Here is a 22,713-nt window from a genome sequence, read left to right as displayed (position 1 = left end):
CCGCAACCACGGTGCGGCGGCGCAGCTTGCCTGGCAATCGGCGTTGCAATTTGATTGAATCGATCTGAACCCGACATACGCTGGAGAGGCAACATATAATTTGCCATCTCATCACCGCAACAGACGGTCTGCCGCTGAGCCAGGCTTGGGCGTCTTTTTCACACCAGTTTCGCCAATACCCACCTACCGCCCCCGAAATGATGTCGACCGCGGCAATTTCAATTCAGCACGCACACCAAAACAAGTATGGCGCACCAATCCCCACCAACATAAACAACATATTTTAGTAAAATTGGATACATTAAGGTAAATACTTCCTTTAGATTTAGATTTACATCCGTTGTCGCTAATGTCCCATAATAATTCATGGGAGCGCATCCGGAATGTCGAAGAACTTCAGTATCGCCGAGCCATTTAATCTCAATGCCAAGTGCAACTCCGCTCAAGACGCACTCGTATCTGCCGGCGCTCACATCAGCTACGGTGATCTCGCGGCCAAGGTGCAAACCCTTGCGGCCGCAGTTCGGCCGGGGATGAGCCATGGCCGTGTAGGCATTCTCGCATCCCGGAGCGTCGAGGCATGCGTCGGCATACTGGCAACCGCGTGGGCGGGCGGCACCTATGTTCCGATCAGCCTAAAGCTACCGGCAGCGCGGCTGATCGAATTGTTCGCGATGCTGGAGCTCGACGCGCTAATCGTTGATCGGGCCGGCGAACTACTGTTGTCGCCCGAATTGGCCGCCGCGGCGCCAGCCCTGGTCTTCGCGCCAGGGGCGTCGGCCGGTGAGTTCCGACAGATCGGCAACGGACACCCCGACACGGTCGACATTGCGGGTTTTGAACCCGCCCAGGTCGAGCCCGATCACATCGCCTATATCGAATTCACCTCGGGCACCACCGGCAAGCCGAAAGGCGTCATGGTTTCTGCCGGCGCGGTCGCGTCCTATCTCGAGGCAATGGCCGGCTGGTATGATTTTCGGCCCGGCGACAGGGCGGCGGAAACCTGCGACATCACCTTTGACCTGTCGGTCCACAATATGCTGACAACCTGGAAGGCCGGAGGAGCGCTCTATCTCATGCGCCCGCTCGACATGCTGGCACCGGCGCGCTTCATTCGAGCCAACGCCATCACCACCTGGCTTTCGGTCCCCTCGGTCGTGGCGATGGCACGCAAGACCGGCGGGCTTGCCGCCGACAGCATGCCATCACTGCGGATATCGCTGTTTTGTGGTGAACCGCTGCCGGTCGAAACCGCCAGGGCCTGGACGCAAGCTGCGCCGAACAGCATCGTCGACAACATCTACGGCCCGACCGAAGCCACCATCGCCTGTCTCAGGCAGACCTGGACACAGGCTGGTCGGCAAACCGAAACACGGGGCATCGTCGCGATCGGACATCCCTATCCAGACATGCAGGCCCGCATCGTGAGCAGTAACGGCAAACCGGTAGCAACGGGCGAAGCTGGCGAAATTGCCCTCGCCGGCGCGCAACTGGCCGAAGGCTATTTCCAGCAGCCGGCCCTGACCGCGCAGCGGTTTCCTGTTGTGGACGGCACCCGCTGGTATCTGACAGGAGACAGCGGCTATGTCGATGACGACGGCGTTTTCCATCATCTGGGTCGTCTCGACAACCAGATCAAGCTGCACGGTCACCGGGTTGAACTGGAAGAGATCGATACCAGGCTGCGCGAAGCCGCTGGCACTGACATGGCTGTTGCTGTCGCCTGGCCAATGCTCGACGGCGTCGCCGAAGGTCTGGTCGGGTTCTATTCGAATGCACAATCCGACCATCAGCATATCGCCAACGAGCTGAGATCCGTGTTGCCGCCGCATATGGTGCCGGCGCGCCTCGAACACATTGAACACATGCCGCTGAACGCCAACGGCAAGATCGATCGCAATGCGCTGGGCCAAATGCTTCAGACACAGGAATTCGGTCTGGAGATTGCATCGTGACTTCACTCGACATTACCACTTCGCCCGGGCCGATCACCTTCAACCCGTTGCGCTGGCGCCGCTGGTGGCTCGATATTGATCGCAACGAGGCGGCCCAACGCTGGGCGCAAACAGGCCTCGGTCAAGGGTTGCTCCATTTCGGGTTCATTGCCCTGATGTTCCTGTTGCCGGTGATCCGCACCAAGCATGCTGCCCTTGTCGCCATTGCGCTGGTTCTCTGCGCGGTCTTTCCGGCGCGGCGAATGCTGCTTTTGACAGCTGTCGGCGCGGTGTATTTCCTGCTCAAGCCGCTTAAGCAGGAAGCCCATTACACCTATTTCGATGAGCTTGTGTCTTCCTCCTACTTGTCGCTGCCAAGTACCTTCGGCTTTGCCATCTTCGGACTTGTTTTCATGGCCTTCGCGTATCTGTTGATCCACAACCAGACATCGCGAAATATCGAGTTCATTGCCCGGCGGCCGATCCAGTTTATGCTTGCGCTTGGCGCAGGACTGGCGGCGATGACGATCGCCGTTCCGGATCAACACCCGGCATTTTCCATTGCCTGGGTTTCACTCGGCTATCTGTCCGGCAGTTTTTTCTTTCTCGGCTACATTCTGCTCGACAGCCGCTCGAAGACGGCGTTGCCTGTGCATCAGCAACTCGGGTTTTTACGTCCGGTCTGGGCTGCCGGATCTGTTCCCCTGAAGGGTCCGGCTTTCTTTCGCAAGTTTGAAGCCAAGACCCCGACTGATATGGCGATCACGCGGCTCAAGGCACTCAAGCTGGTGGTGTGGGCGACGATACTCTTCTGGATCTGGGAAATCGGTTTCAACTGGTTTGTACACGGTGCCCTCGAGCTGCCGCACCTCGAAGCCATGATTTCCGCCACAGCAAACGGGGCGAGCGAAACCGCAGTCTTGCGCTGGACGGTCCTTGCTGCGGATTTCCTTGGCCAGATCGTCGTGTTCGGCGCTTCCATCCATCTGTTCATCGCCGTGATCAGGATGGTCGGCTTCAATGTCCCCCGCGGCATGGCCAAACCGCTGGCATCACGCACCATGTCCGAATTCTGGTCGCGCTACCTGTTCTATTTCAAGGAAATCCTCGCCGACTTCTTCTTCTATCCGACGTTCCAGCGCTGTTTTAAAAAGTACCCGCGATTGCGGATGGCTTTTGCGACTTTCATGGCCGCGTTTGTCGGAAACATGCTGTTCGATTTCATAAGCGATTCGCCTTCCTTCGCGATCGCCGGCTTCTGGGAAACGGTTCGCGGATATTCTTCCTACGCGATCTATGCCGGTGCTCTGACCACTGGACTGATCTGGTCGCAGCTCTACCAGAAGAAGCCAAGCGCGGAGGACGGCTGGTTCCGCTATGACGTGCTGCCGCGCGTCCAGGTGATCCTTTTCTACGGTCTTCTTCAGGTGTTCGATGACTCCAGCGGGATGGTCCCGGTTGGCGAACGCATCTATTTCTTCCTCAGTCTATTCGGAGTTCACACATGACCACGACAATCAGCGAAACCGTCCGCACGACAATCGTCGACCTGCTGGAGGCGCGGGGGCAGGACACCCAGATTGGTGACAATGAATCACTGTTTGACAGCGGACGACTGGATTCGGTGGCGGCGGTCAATGTGCTGCTCACTCTTGAATCGGAATTCGGCGTGGATCTTAGCGATCCCGATTTCGACATGTCCCAGATCGACACGCTTCAGGAGATCTCCACGCTCGTCTCATCCCAGACTGCGTAACGTAACATCAGGAGTATCATCATGTTCATGGACACCTACAGCCAGCCCGACAGGTTTCAACAAAGGCTGGTGCTGTTTGCCCTGGCAGTTGCCGCGATTGTGGCTTCATTGTTTGTCGACATGACGTTGTTTGACCGTACCTTTCTCAGTGAGGCCGCGCCCGACTGGCAGTTAAGCGGCGCCATTCGCATCATGCTCAGCCTGACCGGCGGCCTGGCAATCGCTTTTGCTGTCATCCCCGATACCCTGCCCGAGCCCCGACTTTTCCGGATTGGCGGTGTTGCCGGCTGGAGCCTCGCAGCCATCTGCCTGATCAGTTACGGTGTTCATGTCTGGACGGTCTACGCGCTCGCGCAGACGCCGGAGGCACTGCGTGCCGCAGTGTCCGAGCTTGGCCCCATTGCCGTGCTGCAAGAGGCAGCGATTGCCCTGGCGCTGGTGTTTCTGGTGGTCACGTTCGCTGCCGGCAAGGGTTTGCGCGACATCAGGGTTCTCGGCCTTCCGGGTAGACTGCTGGCTGCCGGGATGGCGCTTGCCGTGCTGCTGCTGTTGCTGGAGGAAACCTCCTACGGGCAGCATTATTTCGGCTGGGGCACACCGGCCCAGTTCGAGGGCAATACCCAGCAGGAAACCAACCTGCACAATTTCTACACCATCCGCTTCGAGATGATTTATTACGGCGTGGCATTCGCCGCGTTCGTGCTTGCACCGCTATTGCTTCAGGCCCTGCCGGGCCAGTTGCGCGGCAAGCTGGATCATTTCATCCCGCCCGCTGATTTCACGCTTCTGGCCATGCCGCTGGTTGCAGGCATGTATGCGTCCTGGAACATCATGCCACAGCAAATGATGTTCTTCGCCGGAATCTTGATTTTTGCAGTTCTGCTGCTGCGTTGGCGCATGGTCCGGACACCGGCAATGGCGGGGCTTGCCATCATCATTGCCGTTCAAGTGCTATACCTGCTGCTGGGCAGCAATCAGAGCAGTGGATACGAAGTGGCGGAAATCCGCGAGAACAGCATCTGTTTCGCGCTGCTGGGTTATGCAGTCTGGTTCTGGCTCAGGAACCGGCGTGCAGCCACAAAGCCTGATCATACCCTTTCTGTCTAAAAGGACACCGTGCTGGTCACGGGCTTGACAGATCTGGAGTGAATCACGGCCCCACGCTTGATCGAATATGTGGGGCCGTCAGCCATTTCCCATAGCATCCGAAGTTCAGGCTTCCAGCAAGGTCTTGTAGGCGTCACGCAGGACATTCTTCTGCACCTTGCCCATGGTGTTGCGGGGAAGTTCATCGAGGACCACGATGCGCTTGGGCTGCTTGAAGCGGGCAATCTTCGGTTTGATGGATTCCAGGATCGTCGCTTCGTCGAGATTGGCGCCAGGCCTTGGTACCAGCACCGCAACCACGCCTTCGCCGAAATCGGCATGTGGTACGCCGATGACAGCGGATTCGAGCACGCCCTTTTCCTCGTCGAGCAGCAGTTCAAGCTCCTTGGGATAGATGTTGTAACCGCCTGAGATGATCAGGTCCTTGGAACGGCCGACGATCTGCACATAACCGCCAGCGTCAATCACCCCGACATCGCCGGTGATGAAGAAGCCGTCGTCGCGGAATTCCTCTTTGGTCTTCTCGGGCATCTGCCAGTAACCGGCAAATACGTTGGGCCCTTTGACCTCGATGATGCCGATCTCGCCCTGCGGCAGCACTTTGCCACTCTCGGCGTCGACGATGCGCAGCTCAACACCCGGCAGCGGGAAGCCGACCGTGCCGGCGCGGCGTTCACCATCATAGGGGTTGGAGGTGTTCATGTTGGTCTCGGTCATGCCGTAGCGCTCGAGAATGCGATGGCCCGTCCGCTCTTCGAACAGGACATGCGTCTCAGCCGGCAGCGGCGCGCTGCCGGAAACGAACAGCCGCATGTGCTTGACCAAATCACCGGTGAAGGCGGGGTCATCGAGCAGGCGGGTGTAGAAGGTCGGCACGCCCATCAGCGCGGTAGCGCCGGGTATGTTTTCAATGATGGCTTCAGCGCTGAAAGTGGGCAGGAAGATCAGCGATGCGCCGGCGCTCAGTGCGGTATTGGTGGCGACGAACAGACCGTGGGTGTGAAAAATCGGCAGGGCGTGCAGCAGCACGTCGTCCTTCGTGAACCGCCAGGCCTGCACCAGCGTCTCGGCATTGGACAAAAGATTGGCGTGGGTCAGCATGGCGCCCTTCGAGCGGCCGGTGGTGCCGGAGGTGTAGAGAATGGCGGCGAGATCGCTGGCTTCGCGGGCGACTGTATCGAACGCTGTGGGGGCAGCAAGCCCGGCGTCATTGAGCGACCCGGCGCTGGTCTCGTGGTTCTGCCAGACGCCCATGGTCTCAAGGCCGATGCCGAGGCTCGTTGTCAGCGCCTCGTAGTCAGAGCGTTTTTTGGGATCGCAGACAAAGATGCGCGGTGTCGCATTGCCGAGAAAATATTCGATTTCCGCCGGCATGTAGCCGGTGTTGAGCGGCAGGAAAACGGCGCCGGCGCGGACCACGGCAAGATAGAGCATGATCGCTTCGATGGATTTGGGCACCTGCACCGCCACCCGGTCGCCAGGCTTGACGCCGAGACCCACAAGCACATTGGCAAAACGGCCCGACACATCCTCGACATCACCATAGCTGTAATGGCGTCCATCAGCAGGCAGGGTGGCGAAAGTGGCGTTGCGGGCTTCATCCGTGGCCAGCTTGCTAGAGAGAAGTCCATCGAAGAGATAATTACGAGCCATTTTTCAGTTTCCTGCCGTTACTGTTTGCGGCCGCTGCATCGGCCAAAGTCTTGACTTCCCTGGAGGTGAACACCGTGTGGGTCTCGGCAAACCCCTCGTGGAACTGGCTGACCTTCTTGAGATCATAGAGGTAATTGACCATCAGTCCGCAGGACTGGCGCACCCCGTTTGGCGACAGGTCGGCGCCAGCGTGAATATCGTGCAGCATGGCACCGTTATTGAGATGGAAACGGGCCACCGGGTCGAGCGGCATGCCGTTACGCGTCTTCTGATTGACCAGGTAATGGGCTGCCTGGCGGCGCAACCATTGCGACTGCTCCTTGAGCCCGCCGAGTTCGCCAGATTCAATGGCCATCTCAATGTCTTCGGCAGCAACAACGGTATTGGGCTGGTCGATCACGGACTGGTGCAGCCAGCGATTGAGCCCGGGAATAGGCGACAGCGTGACAAAGGTGTTGATCGACTTCACTTCGGCCTGCAGATCCTCCACCACCTGCTTGATCAGCGAGTTGCCGAAGGAGACGCCACGCAGCCCTGCCTGGCAGTTGGAAATCGAATAGAACACCGCTGTGTCAGCGCTTTCGGGGCTGAGGATCTCGCGGTTTTCTGCCAGAATTTCCTGCACCGAACCGGGGATGCCCTTGACCAGTGCCACCTCGACAAAGATCAGCGGATCATCCGGCATGGCAGGATGGAAAAACGCGTAGCAGCGGCGGTCAGGCGGCTCGACGCGGCGGCGCAGATCATCCCAGTCGTTGATGGCATGCACGGCTTCATATTTGATGATCTTCTCGAGAATATTGGCCGGGCTTTGCCAGTGGATCCGGCGAGGAACCAGGAAACCGCGGTTAAACCACGAGCCAAACAAATGCTGAAAATCCACGTCGATCCGCCCAAACGAGGGATGGTCCTTGAGCAGCTTGAGCAGCCGGGCGCGCATTTTCACCAGATCACCGGTGGTGCCGGGTACCCGGTTGATACGGCGCAGCAATTCCTGCCGTTTGGGTTCGGCGGCATCAAGCAGGTTGGCGAAATTTTCAGGCGACTGGTCGATCTGGTAGGCAGCGGTCGACGCCTGCAACCGGTCGATATCGATATCCATCTTCTCGTTGAGGTACTCGAAGAAGGCGATCTCGTCTTCCTGCGTGAGCTCGCTGAAGCGCGACAGGATCTGCTGTCCCATATTGTAGCCAGAGACCTCACTCGCGCTAGCAATCAGATCGTCGCAAAGTGATGTGATAGAACGCCCGTCGCCCTTAACCCGGGCAATATTCTGCCGCTCGAATAATGTCGACAGCAGGTCGTAGAAGAAGCCGGAGCGGTTCAAAGCGCGGCCCCCATTATCAGTTCGGGCAGGAAGGTGACGATCGAGGGAAAGATGCACAGGATCACGATGGCCAGAATCATGCACATCACATAGGGCAGCGAACCACGCAGGATGGTACCGAGTGATATGTCCGGCGCTATCGAGTTGATGACATAGAGATTGAGCCCGACGGGTGGGGTGATCAGACCGATTTCCATGTTGATGGTGAGGATGACGGCAAACCAGTAGGGGTCAAATCCGGCACTGGTGATGATCGGTAGCAGGATTGGCGCAGTCATCAGGATCACGGCCACCGGCGGCAGGAAGAAACCGGCGATCAGCAGGAAGACATTGATGATCCCCATCAGCACCCAGCGGTTGACCTCGAGATCTGAAATCCAGTTGGCGATGCTCTGCGTGACGAAGGTCGAAGACAGGGTGAAGGCGAACAATTCGGAGGCTGCGATGATCATCATGATCATCACCGATTCCTTGGTCGAATCTCGAAACATTGAGAGGAAAGGCTTGGCCAAGAACATCTTGTAGACCACGACCACCAGCACCAGGCAGAACAGGGCGCCGACGCCGGCGGCTTCCGATGGGGTCGCAACGCCGCCATACAGCACGAACAAGATGCCTGCGACGATGGCCAGAAACGGCAGCACCCGCGGCAGGATCTCGAGCTTCTGTTTGAGTGAATAGTGCTGGGTTACATCAGAGAGTTTCAGCCCGCTGCGCCAACATGAAAACAAGGTCCAGGCCATGAATATGGTTGTCAGCATCATTCCTGGAAGCACGCCGGCCAGAAACAGCCGGCCAATCGATGTTTCGGTGGCAATGCCGTAGACAATCATGGTGATCGAGGGCGGAATGAGGATACCGAGGGTGCCGCCGGCGGCGATCGAGCCGGCGGAGATTTCGTCGGGATAGCCGCGCTTGCGCATTTCGGGAATGCCCATCTTGCCAATCGCCGCACAGGTGGCGGGCGAGGAACCCGACAGCGCCGAAAAGATCGAACAGGCACCCAGGTTGGACAGGACCAGGCCGCCGGGCACCCGGTTGAGCCAGCGGTCGAGCGCCTCGTAAAGATCCTTGCCCGCCGGCGAGTTGGAGACCGCGGCGCCCATAAGGATGAACATCGGGATCGACACCAGCGTGAAAGAATTGAGGCCCGAGAAAAAGGTCTCGCCGAGAATATCGAGCGAGCGGAAGCCATCAATCAGCAGCAGGGTTCCGATGGAAACCGCGCCCAGTGCAAAGGCGATGGGCATGCCGATGGCAAACAGCGCTATCAGCGCGACAAGGATGAGAAGGCCGATTTCCAGCGGGCTCATGCGGGGCTCTCCTCAGCGGCGGTCCAGTTCTTGTAGATTTCGGCGATGTATTGCAGGCACAGGATACCGACGCCGAGCGGCAGCGGCAGCAGCGGGATCCACAGCGGCAGCGCCCAGACCGTGTCGGTGGTCCAGCCCTTTGACATTGCCTCGTAGAAAAAATGCCAGCCGGACCAACCGAGCAGGGCGCAGAATGCCAGGCTCAAACTGGCGGCAAGAACATCCAGCAGACGCTTGCCAGTGCCGCCGAGCAACGTGGGCAGCAGATCGACCGAGACATGGCCCTTGAGCAACAGCACATAAGGCGCGCCAATGAAGGTGGAGGCGATCATGGCATAGACAACGAACTCGGTCTGCCAGACGGTGGAGGCACCCAGAAAATAGCGCATGAACACCATCTGGGAAACCACAAGTGTGGACGCGGCAATCAACAACATGGACATGAGACCGCACAGCCGCGACAGCGCCTCGACAATGGACACAAAGCGTTTCATCTAGAGGGAATCCTCGGGTCGGATAAAGGACAGGCCGGGCGGGAAAAAGGGGAGGCGAAGCTCCCCCCGATCCGGGCTCACTCGACGGCGAGCGCTTCGTCGATCAGCTTCTGGCCACCGGGAACTTTTTCGGCAAATTCCTTGTAGGCAGTCTCCTTGGCGATCGCCAGCCAGGCGTCATAGTCATCCTTCGACATGGAAACGACTTCGACGCCAGCCTCCTTGAAGGTCGCGACCATCTTGTCGTCGAGGCCGGCGGCTTCCTTGTCGAAATACTCTTCCGCCTTCTTGCCGGCGGCCATGACGGCGGCCTGCTGCTCGGGCGTCAGGCGGTCATAGGTTTCCTTGGAAATCAGCATCGGCTCGTACATGAACCACAGCGAATTCTCGCCCGGCTCTGTCAGGCAAGTGACCTGTTCGTAAAGACGGTAGGACACGAAAGACCCCGATGACGTGTTGGCGGCATCAAGCACGCCGGTCTGCATGCCGGTATAGACTTCCGATGACGCCATCGAGGAAATCGATGCGCCGGCGCCGACCAGCATCTGCTCAAACGCAGGCCCTGCTGCACGGGTAACCTGACCCTTGATCGATTCCGGCGACGTGATGCAGGTCTTTTTCGAGGCGAAGGCGCCGCCGAGCCAGGCGTCGGCAATGACGACAGCGCCATTGTCTTCAATCAGCTTCTTGATCTCGGTCATGAACGGCGAAGAATTGAGCCGCTTGGCACGATCATGGTTGCGCACCAGGCCCGGCATCAGGGTTGCCGAAAACTGCGGCACGCGGCCCGAAGCGTAATCCAGCGGGAACGAGGCGATATCGAGCTGGCCCTTGGTCAGCGCGCCCCACTGCTCCTTGGCCTTGTAGAGTGACTGCCCCGGATAGACCTGAACATCAAGGCCGACATCGGCCGCTGCCAGTTCCTTGGCGAAAAGCTGAACCATTTCGTCGCGCGCGTCGCCCTTGCCGCCCGGAAACTGGTGTGATGCTTTCAAGGTTTCGGCCTGTGCATGGCCGGTCAGAGCGATGGATGCGGCCAACATGGCTGCAAGCGCTGATAATCCTAGTTTCATATCTACCTCCCAGAAGATTGTGCTCACAGAACCTCCTCCGGTTCCGGCAACGCTCGAAGGGACCATTTTCGGGATGCAATGTCAAACGTCTTGTATACAAAAAGATTGAATTTGCATTTTGCCGGCGATTGACGATGATAGACGCATGGGCACACGCATTGCAGATTCCGTTCGCGAACGTATTGAACAGATGATTGTCACCGGCGAATTCGCCGATGGCGAGCGTCTCGATGAAGTCAAGCTTGCCGAACAGTTTGGTGTCTCGCGGACGCCGTTGCGCGAGGCGTTCCAGTCGCTGGCGGCCTCCGGTCTCGTCACGCTCGAAGCCCGGCGCGGCGCCTTTATCCGGCATCCGGATTTTGTCGAGCTGGTCGAGATGTTCGAGGTGATGGCCGAGATCGAGGCGATGTGCGGTTTTCGCGCTGCAAGGCGCGTGACAGACGAGCAGATGATTGCCATCGGCCTGACCATTGACGCTTGCGAAGCGGCGATCGCGCAAGGCGATTTCGACGAATATTACCGCGAGAACGAGACCTTCCACCATCTGCTTTACGAGGCCAGCGGCAATCGCTTTCTGGCTCGCGAGGCGGCGCGGCTGCACAAGCGGCTGAAACCTTACCGGCGGCTGCAACTGCGCGCCAACGGTCGCATGCCGCAGTCGATGCGCGAGCACCGGGCCGTCTTCACGGCACTCAAGCGCGCCGATTCAAAGGCCACCGCCGCAGCACTTCGGATACATGTCGCCATCCAGGGCGAACGCTTCAACGATCTCATGGCCAGCTACCGCCAGATGGCCTCGCTCAAGACCGGGTGATTGCGTGAAGTGTGGCGGTAAAATTCCTCATCCAGCAATCCGCGAATAGCAGGATTCAACGCACCAGGGCCCTGGAATACCGATCGGCTATTTCGCATTGAGCATTGAGCATTGAGCATTGAGCATTGAGCATTGAGCATTGAGCATTGAGCATTGAGCATTGAGCATTGAGCATTGAGCATTGAGAAAATGGCACGCCTCTGAAGGCATAGATGCAAACATATATGCAATTGAATTCTCGATGCAAAATTGGCTTAATGCCGCGCGGCGGTGCTTCCGACACCCTCAGAGCCAGCGCCGAGAGACGATCGTGTGAGCTTGGTCTTTCGCGTTCTGGACTGCGTGGCGCACGGCTAACGGCGCTGGCGCCGCGTCACCGCACGCTTCTTGCCAGATCACGAAATCCCGGCGCTCAAACGATTCCATTTAAAGATGAACGGCTCTAGCTTAAGCGCCTTATTGCATCAGCGATACGAACTTGGTTGTGAGAAACGCCTGGATGGCTTCGGTTCCGCCCTCGTTGCCATATCCCGAATCCTTGATTCCGCCAAACGGCACTTCTGGCAAAGCCAGCCCCAGATGATTGATCGTCAGCATGCCCGCCTCAAGACGTGCGCTGAGTTGAGCGATGGCGGCGGTAGAGCCGGTAAAGGCATAGGATGCCAAGCCGAAAGGCAGTCGGTTGGCTTCACTGAGGGCTTCTTCGAGATCACTGACCGGATTTATTATCGCCACCGGGCCAAAGGGCTCTTCGTTCATAATTCGTGCACTCACCGGCACGTTGGCGAGCACCGTTGGCTCGAAGAAATTCCCTTCATTGCCAATGCGCCGGCCTCCGGTTCTCAGTTCAGCGCCATGCTCAACGGCATCCTTAATCAAACCCTCCAGCGCACTAACGCGCCGTCTGTTCGCCAACGGGCCCATCTGCGTCTGTGGATCAAGCCCGTTGCCGACGCGAAGCGCCTTTGCTGCCTCTACGAAGCCATCAAGAAATTGTCCAAAGACACGTTCCTGCACCATAAAGCGGGTGGGAGAGACGCAGACCTGGCCTGCATTGCGGAACTTGGACATCGCCAGTGTTGCGCTGGCTTTGCCGATGTCCGCATCATCAAGAACAATCGCCGGCGCATGACCGCCGAGCTCCATCGTTACAGGCTTCATATGACGCCCGGCGAGAGCGGCCAGGTGTTTGCCAACTGGAGTTGAACCAGTAAACGTGACCTTGCGTATCACCGGGTGCGCAATGAGGTAATTGGATATCTCAGCCGGATCGCCGAACACAAGGCCGACCGCACCGGCGGGCACACCCGCATCGATGAACGCACGTACGAGTTCGGCCGGTGACGCGGGTGTTTCTTCCGGCGCCTTGATGACAATGGAACAGCCAGCCGCAAGCGCGGCAGAGAGTTTGCGGACAACCTGGTTGATCGGAAAATTCCATGGCGTAAACGCGGCCACAGGACCAATTGGCTGCTTGACCGCCATCTGCAGGACACCGGGCGACCGTGCGGGAATCATTTGCCCAAAAGCACGGCGGCCTTCTTCGGCGAACCAATCGATCAGGTCCGCCGCCGCCAGCGTCTCACCCTTGGCTTCAGCGAGAGGTTTGCCCTGTTCGCGTGTCATTAGCCAAGCAATGTGTTCACAGCGTTCCCGCAACAAATCGGCCGCCCGTCGCATGATTTTCGATCGATCAAACGCGGATACAGCGCTCCATGCAGCAAAGCCTTCCGCAGCTGCCACAACCGCAGCCTCGAGTTCCACTTCGGAGGCCTTGGCAACCGTGCCGATTTGTTCATTCGTCGCCGGGTCCAAAACCGCAAGTGTTTCACCACTGCGCGCGGATCGCCATTCACCGGCGATCATCAAATTGACGTCTGGATAGACGGGAGTTTCGATCGGCATGGGAGCTCCGTGAGAAAATGTGGATTTGCGATTGAGCGGATTCTGGAGATGGCCCGCCAGACACCGGTTTCAGTTTGCTGAGACGGGTGTCTGGTGGAAGCATTTCTGTATGATCCGCGTCCGGTTTTCATGCTTCATCAGTGTGAGCAGATCGATATAATGGAAACGGCCATAGGTTGTCATGACCGTCACCGTCGCGACACTTCCCGCCAGGTTCACCGAGCCTACCTGATAGGTTTCAGATCCCAGTCCCTTGCGTTCGGGCGCGCACATGGCGTCAATCCAGCGATCCCGGGGAATGTTGACGGATTGGCCTTCGTCGACGCCGATGACATGCGCCGTTTCGGCAAATGCCCCGGCCAATTGGCCGGCATTCTGTGAAGCCACGCCAATCACATATTCTCTGGCGAGTTCGAGCACTTCACCGATTTGCAGGTGTGGAGCCTCCGCCTCACTCATTTGATAATTCCGATCTTCTTGCGGTCAATCGAAATGATGACGGCTGCAATCAGAACCATGCCCTTGATGATCATTTGGGAATAGGAGGAAACACCGGCGAGGTTGAGCCCGTTCGACAGGATTGCGATAATGAGTGCGCCGATCGCCGTGCCGACAACACCGCCCATGCCCCCGGTCAACGGTGTTCCGCCAATCACCACTGCGGCGATAACATCAAGCTCCAAACCGGTCCCCGCTGTAGGACTGCCCGCCCCCATGCGCGAGGCCAGCACAATCCCGGCCAGTCCGGAATAGATGCCTGCGAGCATGAATGTAATGATCTTGATCCGGTCCACTTTGATCCCGGAGCGTTGCGCCACCACTTCGCCACCACCTACGGCAACGATGCTTCGCCCCAAAACCGTGTGATGCTGGATCACATAAGCTATTATAAAGGCTGCCATTGCGATCAGTACGATCGAGGGAACGCCCGCTATTGTTCCAGAACCGATCCCGCGCATCGTCTCGTCACGGATCATGATCGGGCGACCGCCGGTGATGTGCAACATCAAGCCGTGGCCAGCAACCATGAAACCAAGCGTGCCGATGAAGGAAGGTACTTTCAGCTTTGCATGAATACCGCCGATAACAGCGCCCAACACTGCGCCGACCACCAGTCCCGTGGGCACCGCCGCGATCCCCAGAGACTGCATGAAATAGGCAATGATCACAGCGGACAGACCAACAACCGCACCAACCGAAAGATCGATGGAAGCCATCAAGATGACGAATGTAGCTCCCATCGCGGCGATCGACAAAACAGCGGTCTGCCGCAGAACTGTTTCCAGATTCCGAGCAGAAAGGAACTGATCGGAGAAAATGGAAAATCCGATGCAGACAATCACAAGCACCAGGAACGGGAAATAAACCCGCATGGCTTCCATCGAAAACCCATTGCGCAACAGCGTGGATGCAGTTGTATTTTGACTCATTTTGAAATTGCCCTCAAAGCATCGCGTTGATGAGATTGGTTTCGGTAATCTCGGGCCCCTCAAAGACGCCCGAGATCTCTCCGTGCCGGATGGTGATGACACGATCACTCAGGCGTATGACCTCAGCCATGTCTTCCGACGCCATCAAGATGGCCAGTTTCTTTTCCTGACTCAGCTTGAGCATCAGGTCGTAGATCTCAAACTTCACACCGATATCCACGCCGCGGGTCGGGTTGTTGAGCAGCATCAGCCTGGGGTTGGTGAGAAACCATTTGGCAAGCAGAACTTTCTGCTTGTTGCCGCCGCTCAGGGAACGCACCAATTCGGCGGTGGAGCGGGCTTTGATACGGAACATATCTGCGCCTTGTTCCGCCTGCTCCGCCTCGCGGGCGCCATCTACGAAAACGCCACGGGTATTGCTGGAAAGGTTGGCAAGCCCGATATTGAATCGTATCGACTGGGTGTCGATCAATCCCTCAACCGCACGTTCCTTCGGCACCATGGCAATGCCCGCCGCGATGGCGTCAGACACCGATTTTCCCGCATAATCCGACCCTTCGAGCCGAATGGTTCCAGCAGTAAGATGCCCAGCGTCAAAAATCGCGTCAAGGATCTCGTCCGTCCCCGATCCCGCCAGCCCTGCCAGCGTCACAATTTCCCCCTTGCGCACCTGAAGCGAGACATCCCGGAAGCCAGAGGCGGTAAGCCCCGAAACATCAAGCATCTCTTCCTGCAGCGGCGGGCGTGCAGGCCGCTTCCAGTCAGCCAGGTCACGGCCGACCATCAAGGCAGACAACTGGTCTTCATCGAGTTCGGAAGCCGGCCGGGTGGCAACCCAACTGCCGTCTTTCATGATTTCAATGGAAGTACAGCTCAAGAATATTTCCTGAAGGCGGTGCGACACATAAATGATCCCGACGCCTTTTGCCCGCAGAGCATTCATCAGGCGATGCAATGTGTCGGCGTCATCATGATCCAGCGAAGCGGTAATCTCATCAAGCAGGAGCACTTTCGGATCTGTTGAAAGCGCCCGTGCGAGTTCTACCATTTTCTGGGTTGAGGGAGAGAGGCTCCGCATTTCCGCGCGCGGGTTGCACTTGATGCCGAGGCTTTCCAGAAGCCTGGAGGCTGCCGAATAGAGCGCTTTCCAGTTGATGCGTCCGAACCGGCTGAACTCATCCATCCGCCCGATGAATATGTTCTCCGCCACTGAAATATGTGGCAGTATGTTGAATTCCTGGTGAACCATCGATACGCCCGCGGTGACGGCCTGGCTGGCGTTGGCTGGTTTGTATTCGCTCCCGCTTACCGTGATGCGCCCGCCATCAGGCACCACTTCACCGGCCAGGATCTTGAATATGGTGGATTTTCCGGCGCCGTTTTCACCACACAGCGCCAAGGCCTCTCCGGCCCTGAGATAAACATCCAGTCCCTTGACTGCCTGGATTGGACCATAGTTCTTGTTTAGCCCCTCGGCAGCCAGAAGATATGGCTGCCGAGGGGTATCCAGATGATCTTTGGACCCAGTGTCTGTATGTGTTTCGACTAACATTATCTGGGAGTTTCCAGTGTTGTTACGGTGCGATGACTTGGAACACGTCTGCATGGTTGACCGACGAATCGCTGGTCTTGCTGATTGCCTTCCAGTCGACCAGCGACTTGCCTTCAGCCAGCGGATCGATAATGGCTGACCGGTAATCGTCGATGCCATCCTTGGTCAGGTAATAGAGGCTCATCTCATAGACCGGCTGATCGGTTTCATGCCCGTTGAGATAGTCGTGGATGATGGTGACGCCGTATCCGCCCATTACCCAGTGACCGCCGGCAAGCATCGAAAGCTTGTCTTCTTCCAGCGAGTCAATCGCCGCTTCCGTGATATCGATACCGGCCAGCTTGATACCGGAACGGCCGGCATTCTCGATGGAGACAATCGCGCCGAGAAGCGGGTCGGAACCAGCCCCCCAGACGCCGTCAATATTGTCAAAGCGGGTGAGAAAATCTTCCATCACCGACTGGCCCTTGGCAAGCGTCCAGTCAGTGTACTGCACGTCAAGCACGGTCACTTCGGAATGTTCGGCAGCAGCCTTTTTCATGCCGTCGTTACGGGCTTCCGAAGTGGAGATGCCGGGGACACCGCCGATGCCGACAAGATTTTTGACCCCATCCTTCTCGATCAGATGTTTGGCGACATTGTAACCCGCAGTTTCGTCATCAAGCTTGATGAAGGCGAGGTAGTTGGGCTTGTAGCCGACTTCGACGCCCGGAAAGGTATCGGTGACGACGACCGGAACGCCAGCCCTGTCAAGCAGCTCAATGGCCTGAATACCAAGCGGCTCGCTCAGAGGTGTAAGAATCATCCCCTTTACTCCGGCATTGACCAGCGTCTCGATGTCGGAAAGCTGCTTGTCCTCACGCGACTGGGCGTCGGTGACCACAAGCTCATAGCCATAGGCTTCGGCTGCGCTTTTGGCGAAGTTCACATAGTCCACCCAGAACGCGTCATTGAGCGTGGTCATCGGCATGCCGATCTTCGGCTTGTCCTGTGCCTGGGCTGCAAATGCTGTCATAACCCCAACTGTGGCGGCGATGGCTAACTTGAGTATTCTCATCTTACATTCCCCTTTTCCGATTGTTGTGTGATTCAGACTTCGACCCGACGACCTTCCATCGCCGAGCGGTAGGCGGCCTCGACGATCTCGACGATCCGCCTGGCCTCGCGTCCGTCAACGGCAAGCCGGGCTTTACCATTGACGGCATCGATGAAGTTGGCGACGGAAAGCGCGATCGTGTCAGGCCATTCGGCTGACTCCAGTTCCTGCCCCATCCACTCGCCGCCATTGCGTATGAGCAAATGCGGCTCGTCGCTGAATTTCTCGAAATGCGCTTCAATGCCAGGAATGCGGACCAGCGCATCCGGTGTCACGGCTTCGATCTGATCATCGAAAATGCCCGCTGGCGCATGGTAGCCAGCTTCAATGACGGCACGCCCGCCTTCTTCGAATTCCAAAACGACAATCCCCGAATCCTCGCCAACGCCCCGCGGGTCATCGGTATCAAGCGAGGCGTAGACAGCCTTGACTTCTCCCATGATGGAGCGTGCGACATAGAAGCGGTGAAACCCGGCATCGAACAGGAGGCCGCCGCCGGTAAGATCTGGATCGGCACGCCAGCCACCCAGCTTGCCACCGATTGCAAGGCGCAGTCTAAGGATGCTCGGGCGCGCGATCCGTCCCTCCGCAATTTCCTCACGCAACCACCGATGAGGCGGGTAGAAAAGCTGGTTGTGGCTGGCGCCAAACACCTTTCCGGACTGGTCGGCGAGTGCAATCAGCGCATCGCATTCCTGGCTTGTCACAGTCACCGGCTTTTCGACAAAGACGTGCTTTCCCGCTTTCAGAGCAGTTTTGCACAATTCGGCATGGAATTTGTGTGGCACACAGATCACCACCGCCTCGACCTGCTCATCGGCGATCAGCTCTTCGGCATTGCCATATCCGCGAGCGCCGGTGTCCTGAACGAATGCGTCGACGAGTTTTGGATTGAAATCCGCAACCGCGAACAACCGTGCACCCGCCGCCGTTTGCACACCCCTCGCCTGATGGGCCCCGACCTCACCGAGACCAATCACGCCAACCTTCAATTCCGTGGTCATTTGAGCAAACCCTCCGGCATGTATGCTTCGAGCGCACGCAGTTGCTGCATGCTGATTTCAGATGCTTTTCCGGGATCGTTCTTCAGGATCGCGCTGTAGTAGCGATAGGCTTCGAACTCGACCGACATAAACCCGCGGTACCCAACTGCATCGAGTGCATTGAACATCTCGCTCCAGTTGACCCGACCCTCGCCAATCAGCGGGAATATGAATTCGCGGCCTTCATGCCCCGGTGTTCCGGCCACATCCTTGATGTGCACATGGCGAATGTAGGGGGCCAGTTCGCGGATCACCCAGTTGATGTCGTCACGGACCAGCGCGAAATGGCTCGGATCGAAGTTGATGGCGAAAGCCGGATGCGTTCCGAACCGTCGCAGCAGAACGCCGGTGCTGTGAAAATCATGGGCCAAACCACCCCAGCAAGGCTCCAGTGCGGCCTCGGCGCCGACTTCGGCAAACCCGTCCAACATACGCTCATAGGCATCAAGCATAATGCCCCAGGCCTTGCCCTCAGCAAGTTTCGCGCCAACATCGACATGACCGTCTTCCCAGCGATTGGGGCCGGTGAGAACATTGACGACTTTGACACCGGACTGGACCGCGGCCGCAGCCGCATCAATGCTCAGCGCGATACGCTCATCAAGCACCTCCGCATCAAGGCAAACGAGATCCTGTTGCACGGTGACAGCAGAAACCTCCAGCCCCTTGTCCCGGCTCATCGTTATGACCCCGGCAAGCTCGGCGGCGGACATTCGCCGAGGATCGAAATGAGCCAGCGACCACTCGACGGCGTTGTATCCCTGCGATGCAAGTGTGGCGGCAACCTTGTCGGCCGGCCAGTTTTCATAGTCGACACAAGCAAGGAAGCCCCAACGCTTGAACTCTTCTGCCGGTCCCGCCATCAGTGTGCGGCCTCCAGACGGGCCTGCGCGGCAGCGATGCTTCGTTCGAAGCGGTCAAGCATTTCGTCCGCTTCGGCCCGAGTGGTATTGACCGCAGGCTTCAACTTGAGAACGTTGCCGAAATCTCCGAACACCGGTCCGCTCTTGCCGATCAGCAAACGCTCATTGTCGATAGCGTGTTTCCAGACGAAACCGGTCAATTCATCCGCCGACTCCTTCGTTTCGCGGTCCAGGACCAGTTCGACGCCGATCATCAGGCCAAGGCCGCGAACATCCCCGATAATGCTGTAGCGATCCTTCATTTCATTGAGCCGGGTCATGAAGTGGGCGCCGATCTCGCGGGTGTTGTTGGCGAGATTTTCCTCCTCCATGACCTCCATCATCGCAATGCTGCCTGCGCAAACAGCAGGCGTCGACATCAGCGTAAAGCCGGCCTCCCAGCCCCGCAGCGAGGTAAAGCCTTCAGCGGCAACAACGCCCGACAGCGGAAAGCCCGCTCCGAATGCCTTGCCCATGACGATCAGATCAGGCTCGATGCCGAGTTCCTTGGAGGCAAACATGTCGCCACAGCGGCAGAATGCGGTCTGCACTTCATCGACAATGAGCGCAACGCCATGCCGGGTGCAGATATCCCGCACAGCTTCGATATAGCCCTCCGGCATGGGGACCATGCCCCCGTTCGATTGAAACAGTTCGATGATGACGCCGGCCACCTTTGCATCAGGCTGATGCTTAATGGCGGTCTCCATAAAGCGTGCGCACATCAAGTCACAGGACTCGCGTTTCAAGCCGAAAGGACAGCGGTAGCAATTGTAGTTGGGAACACGGGTCTGACGCGTGAGATAACGGTCCAGCCCCTCCTTCGAACCTTCCAGCATTTTTGGATAGGAATAGCTCAGCGCCAGCGTGCTGAAAGTGGTGCCATGAAAGGCGCCATAAAGCGACACGAACTCGGTGCCGCCCGTTGCCCGCATAGCCAGATGCATTGCACCTTCGACTGCATCAGCGCCACTGAGGGCGAAAAGCACACTACGCATGTTATCGGGCGCATGTGACAGAACCTTCTCGGCCAGTTCCGTACGCTTCTGGTTCTCAAAAACCGGTGTCACATATTCGATCTCGTCAAGCTGCGCCTTGATCGCCTCGATGACTCTGGGGTGCCGGTAACCCAGGTTCACCACCCACTCGCCTGACACAGCATCGAGATATTCAGTCCCGTCTTCGTCCCAAAAACGGACGCCCTCGCCACGTACAATCCGCAGGTCATAGTGCCCCATGGGCTTAATCACGGACGATATGGTTGGCGAGTGAGTAATCGGGCTTTCGGTGAGCTGAGACATGGCTATTCCTGTTCCATTGATCGGCTGGCTATATTGCGTCGGAGTTAGAGATGATGGCGTTGAAGCTCGTCGCGCCGCTTCTCGTAATTGCGTCGTATCTCTTGCGCGGCCGGGTCCGCAGACATCTCCGGCGGCGCGATATCCCAGAAACTGTGCTTGGTGCCGACCGACATCTTGTGGGGATCAACCTCGATGACGACCACGTTGAGGCCCGGATCCGCATCCGCGGCGGCAAGCGCCTCCTTGAGCTCTTCCGGCGTCGCCGCCCTGTGAACGCGGGCACCCAGGCTCTCGGCATTCTTGGCGATATCGATATCGAGATAGGCTCCGTTGAGTTGCCCCGCATTGTCTCGCCCGCGGAACTCGGTGGAGAAGCTGGAGCCTGTAGTGAGCACCTGCAGGTCGCGAATGATCTGGTAGCCATGATTGACGAAGACGCAGACCGTCAGCTTGAGACGCTCGCGCGCCGCTACCAGCAGATCGTTCGGATTCATCAGGTAGGTGCCGTCGCCGATCATCACGTAGACGTTTTCCTGCCCGGCCTGAACAAGGCCTATGCCGGCGGGAATTTCGTAGGTCATGCAGGAGAAACCGAACTCCAGATGCACCTTTTTGCCATCCCGGGTATCCCAGAGCTTGGCAATGTCACCAGGCAAGCTTCCCGCCGCACCTACCACGTAGGAATTCGGCCTCGCGGCTTGATTGACGATAGAAAGTGCCTGCGCCTGCGCCATCAAGGCACCCGGCTTTGCCACCAGGGTCGGCTCCGCAAGCTCTGTCCAATCGCGTACGGCTTTGATCATTTCTTCGCGCCATGCCGGCTGCGGCACAACACCAGCTTCCGCGGCGGCAGCCGACAACGCGGCCAGCCCTTCGCGTGCATCGGCTACGATCGGCTCGGCACCGAGCTTTATCGTATCGCGCCCTGTAATGTTGATGCTGGCGAACTTGACATCCTTGTTCTGGAACAAGGTTTGCGAACAGGTCACCACATCAGTCAATCGGGTGCCAATAGCGAGCACCAGATCGGCCTGGGTAGCCAGTTCGTTTGCAGCCAGGTTTCCTGCGATCCCGACAGCACCGACAGCGAACTCCGACTCGCCCGGCATCGTACTGCGGCCGGCGACGGTCTCCACCACGGGAATCCCGAACCGTTCGGCGAAGGAGACCAGCTCCGCCTCCGCCTCGGAGTAATAAACGCCGCCGCCACTGATGATGAGCGGCTTGCGGGCGGCCTTGAGCAACTGAGCAACCCGTCCCACCTGCGCCGCCTCCGGAACGCGCCGTTCAATACGCCACACCCGCTTTTCGAAAAACTCCTCGGGGAAGAGGCCGACCTCGCACTGCACATCCTGGCAAATTGACAGTGTTACAGCGCCAGCCTCCGACGGAGAGGTCAGCACGCGCATGGCTTCCATCAAAGAAGGAACCAACTGCTCAGGACGGGTAATCTTGTCGAAAAACACCGACACAGTACGCAATCCATCCGCCACCGACAGATCATATTGCGGCGATTCCAGCTGCTGCAGCACAACACCCTGGCGACGCGCACCGTAATGATCAGACGCAAGAACCAGAACCGGCACACGCTGGACGGTGGCGCTGGCGACGCCGGTGTACATGTTGGCAGTCCCGGGACCAACCGACGCCGTGCAGACATAGGTCGAAAGCCGCCTCTGACCACGCGAATATGCGATCGCCGTGTGCAGCATGCTTTGCTCGTGGAATGGCTGGTGGAAAGGAATTGAAGAACCGCACTCTGCGAAGCCCTGCCCGACACCCGAAAGGTTGCCATGGCCGAAGATGCCGCAGGCTCGAGCAATAAGGGGACGCTCCACACCATCACGCTCGGTCCACTGCGCCGATAAGAAGCGAGCAATCGCTTGCCCAACCGTCAACTGGATCGCCTTAACCATGTTTTCTCCGTCCCCAAACATTTTTTGATGGGCAATCATAATTATGCTTTTATCACCTTGTCAAGCTCATCATATATCACTTATCATACAAATTAAT

The 22,713-nt window shown here is 58.0% G+C and carries 19 protein-coding genes; 5 read left to right on the top strand and 14 right to left on the bottom strand.

All coding sequences use genetic code 11. The annotated features are described in order from the left end of the window. The first annotated feature begins 383 nt into the window (after nt 1-383). The 4 genes from OEG84_RS18650 to OEG84_RS18635 are packed head-to-tail and all read left to right on the top strand — an operon-like array spanning nt 384 to nt 4,797. Nucleotides 384-1,955 carry an AMP-binding protein gene (locus OEG84_RS18650; RefSeq protein WP_267655120.1) on the top strand — a complete coding sequence of 524 codons (1,572 nt, stop codon included), beginning with the start codon at nt 384-386 and terminating at the stop codon, nt 1,953-1,955. Continuing rightward, the gene (locus OEG84_RS18645) at nt 1,952-3,442 is read left to right on the top strand and encodes a hypothetical protein (protein WP_267655119.1); all 1,491 of its coding nucleotides are present in this window, start codon (nt 1,952-1,954) and stop codon (nt 3,440-3,442) included. The genes OEG84_RS18650 and OEG84_RS18645 overlap by 4 nt, the downstream gene beginning before the upstream one ends. Next, nucleotides 3,439-3,690, top strand: a complete 252-nt coding sequence (locus tag OEG84_RS18640; RefSeq protein ID WP_267655118.1) for an acyl carrier protein — start codon at nt 3,439-3,441, stop codon at nt 3,688-3,690. Before OEG84_RS18645 ends, OEG84_RS18640 begins: the two co-directional genes overlap by 4 nt. 21 nt (nt 3,691-3,711) lie before the next feature. Beyond that, nucleotides 3,712-4,797 (top strand): hypothetical protein, encoded by a 1,086-nt coding sequence (locus OEG84_RS18635; protein WP_267655117.1) that lies wholly within the window; start codon nt 3,712-3,714, stop codon nt 4,795-4,797. 105 nt (nt 4,798-4,902) lie between these two features. Here the strand turns inward: OEG84_RS18635 and OEG84_RS18630 are convergent, their stop codons facing one another. From OEG84_RS18630 to dctP, 5 genes are all read right to left on the bottom strand, one after another. After that, the gene (locus OEG84_RS18630; RefSeq protein ID WP_267655116.1) at nt 4,903-6,450 is read right to left on the bottom strand and encodes a malonate--CoA ligase; all 1,548 of its coding nucleotides are present in this window, start codon (nt 6,448-6,450) and stop codon (nt 4,903-4,905) included. Next, entirely contained in the window at nt 6,440-7,777 is a 1,338-nt protein-coding gene (locus OEG84_RS18625; RefSeq protein ID WP_267655115.1) for a malonyl-CoA decarboxylase, read from the bottom strand. Before OEG84_RS18625 ends, OEG84_RS18630 begins: the two co-directional genes overlap by 11 nt. Next, nucleotides 7,774-9,090, bottom strand: a complete 1,317-nt coding sequence (locus OEG84_RS18620) for a TRAP transporter large permease (protein WP_267655114.1) — start codon at nt 9,088-9,090, stop codon at nt 7,774-7,776. The genes OEG84_RS18625 and OEG84_RS18620 overlap by 4 nt, the downstream gene beginning before the upstream one ends. After that, on the bottom strand, nt 9,087-9,584 hold the full coding sequence (locus OEG84_RS18615; RefSeq protein ID WP_267655113.1) for a TRAP transporter small permease subunit: 498 nt from the start codon (nt 9,582-9,584) through the stop codon (nt 9,087-9,089). Before OEG84_RS18615 ends, OEG84_RS18620 begins: the two co-directional genes overlap by 4 nt. Before the next feature lie 77 nt (nt 9,585-9,661). After that, nucleotides 9,662-10,657 carry a TRAP transporter substrate-binding protein DctP gene (dctP, locus tag OEG84_RS18610; RefSeq protein WP_267655112.1) on the bottom strand — a complete coding sequence of 332 codons (996 nt, stop codon included), beginning with the start codon at nt 10,655-10,657 and terminating at the stop codon, nt 9,662-9,664. Nucleotides 10,658-10,802: 145 nt separating this feature from the next. Between dctP and OEG84_RS18605 the strand changes: the two genes are divergently transcribed. Further along, a complete protein-coding gene (locus OEG84_RS18605; RefSeq protein WP_267655111.1) occupies nt 10,803-11,471 on the top strand; it encodes a GntR family transcriptional regulator in 669 nt (222 codons plus the stop codon). 456 nt (nt 11,472-11,927) lie between these two features. On the opposite strand, the gene OEG84_RS18600 is transcribed toward OEG84_RS18605, so the two are convergent. The 9 genes from OEG84_RS18600 to OEG84_RS18560 form a co-directional block, all read right to left on the bottom strand. Next, on the bottom strand, nt 11,928-13,376 hold the full coding sequence (locus OEG84_RS18600; protein WP_267655110.1) for an NAD-dependent succinate-semialdehyde dehydrogenase: 1,449 nt from the start codon (nt 13,374-13,376) through the stop codon (nt 11,928-11,930). A 69-nt stretch (nt 13,377-13,445) separates the two neighbouring features. Beyond that, complete coding sequence (locus tag OEG84_RS18595; RefSeq protein ID WP_267655109.1) at nt 13,446-13,835, bottom strand: nuclear transport factor 2 family protein; 390 nt, start codon at nt 13,833-13,835, stop codon at nt 13,446-13,448. Beyond that, entirely contained in the window at nt 13,832-14,806 is a 975-nt protein-coding gene (locus tag OEG84_RS18590) for an ABC transporter permease (RefSeq protein ID WP_267655108.1), read from the bottom strand. Before OEG84_RS18590 ends, OEG84_RS18595 begins: the two co-directional genes overlap by 4 nt. 13 nt (nt 14,807-14,819) lie before the next feature. After that, on the bottom strand, nt 14,820-16,358 hold the full coding sequence (locus tag OEG84_RS18585) for a sugar ABC transporter ATP-binding protein (RefSeq protein WP_267655107.1): 1,539 nt from the start codon (nt 16,356-16,358) through the stop codon (nt 14,820-14,822). A 22-nt stretch (nt 16,359-16,380) separates the two neighbouring features. Further along, nucleotides 16,381-17,415, bottom strand: coding sequence for a substrate-binding domain-containing protein (locus tag OEG84_RS18580; RefSeq protein WP_267655106.1), 1,035 nt, complete (start codon nt 17,413-17,415; stop codon nt 16,381-16,383). 32 nt (nt 17,416-17,447) lie between these two features. Continuing rightward, a complete protein-coding gene (locus OEG84_RS18575) occupies nt 17,448-18,458 on the bottom strand; it encodes a Gfo/Idh/MocA family protein (protein WP_267655105.1) in 1,011 nt (336 codons plus the stop codon). Then, nucleotides 18,455-19,360, bottom strand: coding sequence for a sugar phosphate isomerase/epimerase family protein (locus tag OEG84_RS18570; protein WP_267655104.1), 906 nt, complete (start codon nt 19,358-19,360; stop codon nt 18,455-18,457). The genes OEG84_RS18575 and OEG84_RS18570 overlap by 4 nt, the downstream gene beginning before the upstream one ends. Further along, entirely contained in the window at nt 19,360-20,637 is a 1,278-nt protein-coding gene (locus OEG84_RS18565) for an aspartate aminotransferase family protein (protein WP_267655103.1), read from the bottom strand. The genes OEG84_RS18570 and OEG84_RS18565 overlap by 1 nt, the downstream gene beginning before the upstream one ends. Nucleotides 20,638-20,744: 107 nt before the next feature. Then, the gene (locus OEG84_RS18560) at nt 20,745-22,655 is read right to left on the bottom strand and encodes a thiamine pyrophosphate-dependent enzyme (RefSeq protein WP_267655102.1); all 1,911 of its coding nucleotides are present in this window, start codon (nt 22,653-22,655) and stop codon (nt 20,745-20,747) included. Nucleotides 22,656-22,713: the final 58 nt, after the last annotated feature.

The sequence above is a fragment of the Hoeflea algicola genome (assembly GCF_026619415.1).
Taxonomy (GTDB): Bacteria; Pseudomonadota; Alphaproteobacteria; order Rhizobiales; family Rhizobiaceae; genus Hoeflea; species Hoeflea algicola.
The sequence above is the reverse complement of the archived record's forward strand: the minus strand, read 5'-3'. Positions and strand labels throughout refer to the sequence as shown.

Bases quoted from the DNA above. Each gene is read 5' to 3' on its own strand.
- OEG84_RS18650 (WP_267655120.1), top strand. From the start codon at position 384: ATGTCGAAGAACTTCAGTATCGCCGAGCCATTTAATCTCAATGCCAAG.
- OEG84_RS18640 (WP_267655118.1), top strand. From the start codon at position 3,439: ATGACCACGACAATCAGCGAAACCGTCCGCACGACAATCGTCGACCTG.
- OEG84_RS18635 (WP_267655117.1), top strand. From the start codon at position 3,712: ATGTTCATGGACACCTACAGCCAGCCCGACAGGTTTCAACAAAGGCTG.
- OEG84_RS18630 (WP_267655116.1), bottom strand. From the start codon at position 6,450: ATGGCTCGTAATTATCTCTTCGATGGACTTCTCTCTAGCAAGCTGGCC.
- OEG84_RS18620 (WP_267655114.1), bottom strand. From the start codon at position 9,090: ATGAGCCCGCTGGAAATCGGCCTTCTCATCCTTGTCGCGCTGATAGCG.
- OEG84_RS18615 (WP_267655113.1), bottom strand. From the start codon at position 9,584: ATGAAACGCTTTGTGTCCATTGTCGAGGCGCTGTCGCGGCTGTGCGGT.
- dctP (WP_267655112.1), bottom strand. From the start codon at position 10,657: ATGAAACTAGGATTATCAGCGCTTGCAGCCATGTTGGCCGCATCCATC.
- OEG84_RS18605 (WP_267655111.1), top strand. From the start codon at position 10,803: ATGGGCACACGCATTGCAGATTCCGTTCGCGAACGTATTGAACAGATG.
- OEG84_RS18600 (WP_267655110.1), bottom strand. From the start codon at position 13,376: ATGCCGATCGAAACTCCCGTCTATCCAGACGTCAATTTGATGATCGCC.
- OEG84_RS18595 (WP_267655109.1), bottom strand. From the start codon at position 13,835: ATGAGTGAGGCGGAGGCTCCACACCTGCAAATCGGTGAAGTGCTCGAA.
- OEG84_RS18590 (WP_267655108.1), bottom strand. From the start codon at position 14,806: ATGAGTCAAAATACAACTGCATCCACGCTGTTGCGCAATGGGTTTTCG.
- OEG84_RS18585 (WP_267655107.1), bottom strand. From the start codon at position 16,358: ATGTTAGTCGAAACACATACAGACACTGGGTCCAAAGATCATCTGGAT.
- OEG84_RS18580 (WP_267655106.1), bottom strand. From the start codon at position 17,415: ATGAGAATACTCAAGTTAGCCATCGCCGCCACAGTTGGGGTTATGACA.
- OEG84_RS18575 (WP_267655105.1), bottom strand. From the start codon at position 18,458: ATGACCACGGAATTGAAGGTTGGCGTGATTGGTCTCGGTGAGGTCGGG.
- OEG84_RS18570 (WP_267655104.1), bottom strand. From the start codon at position 19,360: ATGGCGGGACCGGCAGAAGAGTTCAAGCGTTGGGGCTTCCTTGCTTGT.
- OEG84_RS18565 (WP_267655103.1), bottom strand. From the start codon at position 20,637: ATGGGGCACTATGACCTGCGGATTGTACGTGGCGAGGGCGTCCGTTTT.
- OEG84_RS18560 (WP_267655102.1), bottom strand. From the start codon at position 22,655: ATGATTGCCCATCAAAAAATGTTTGGGGACGGAGAAAACATGGTTAAG.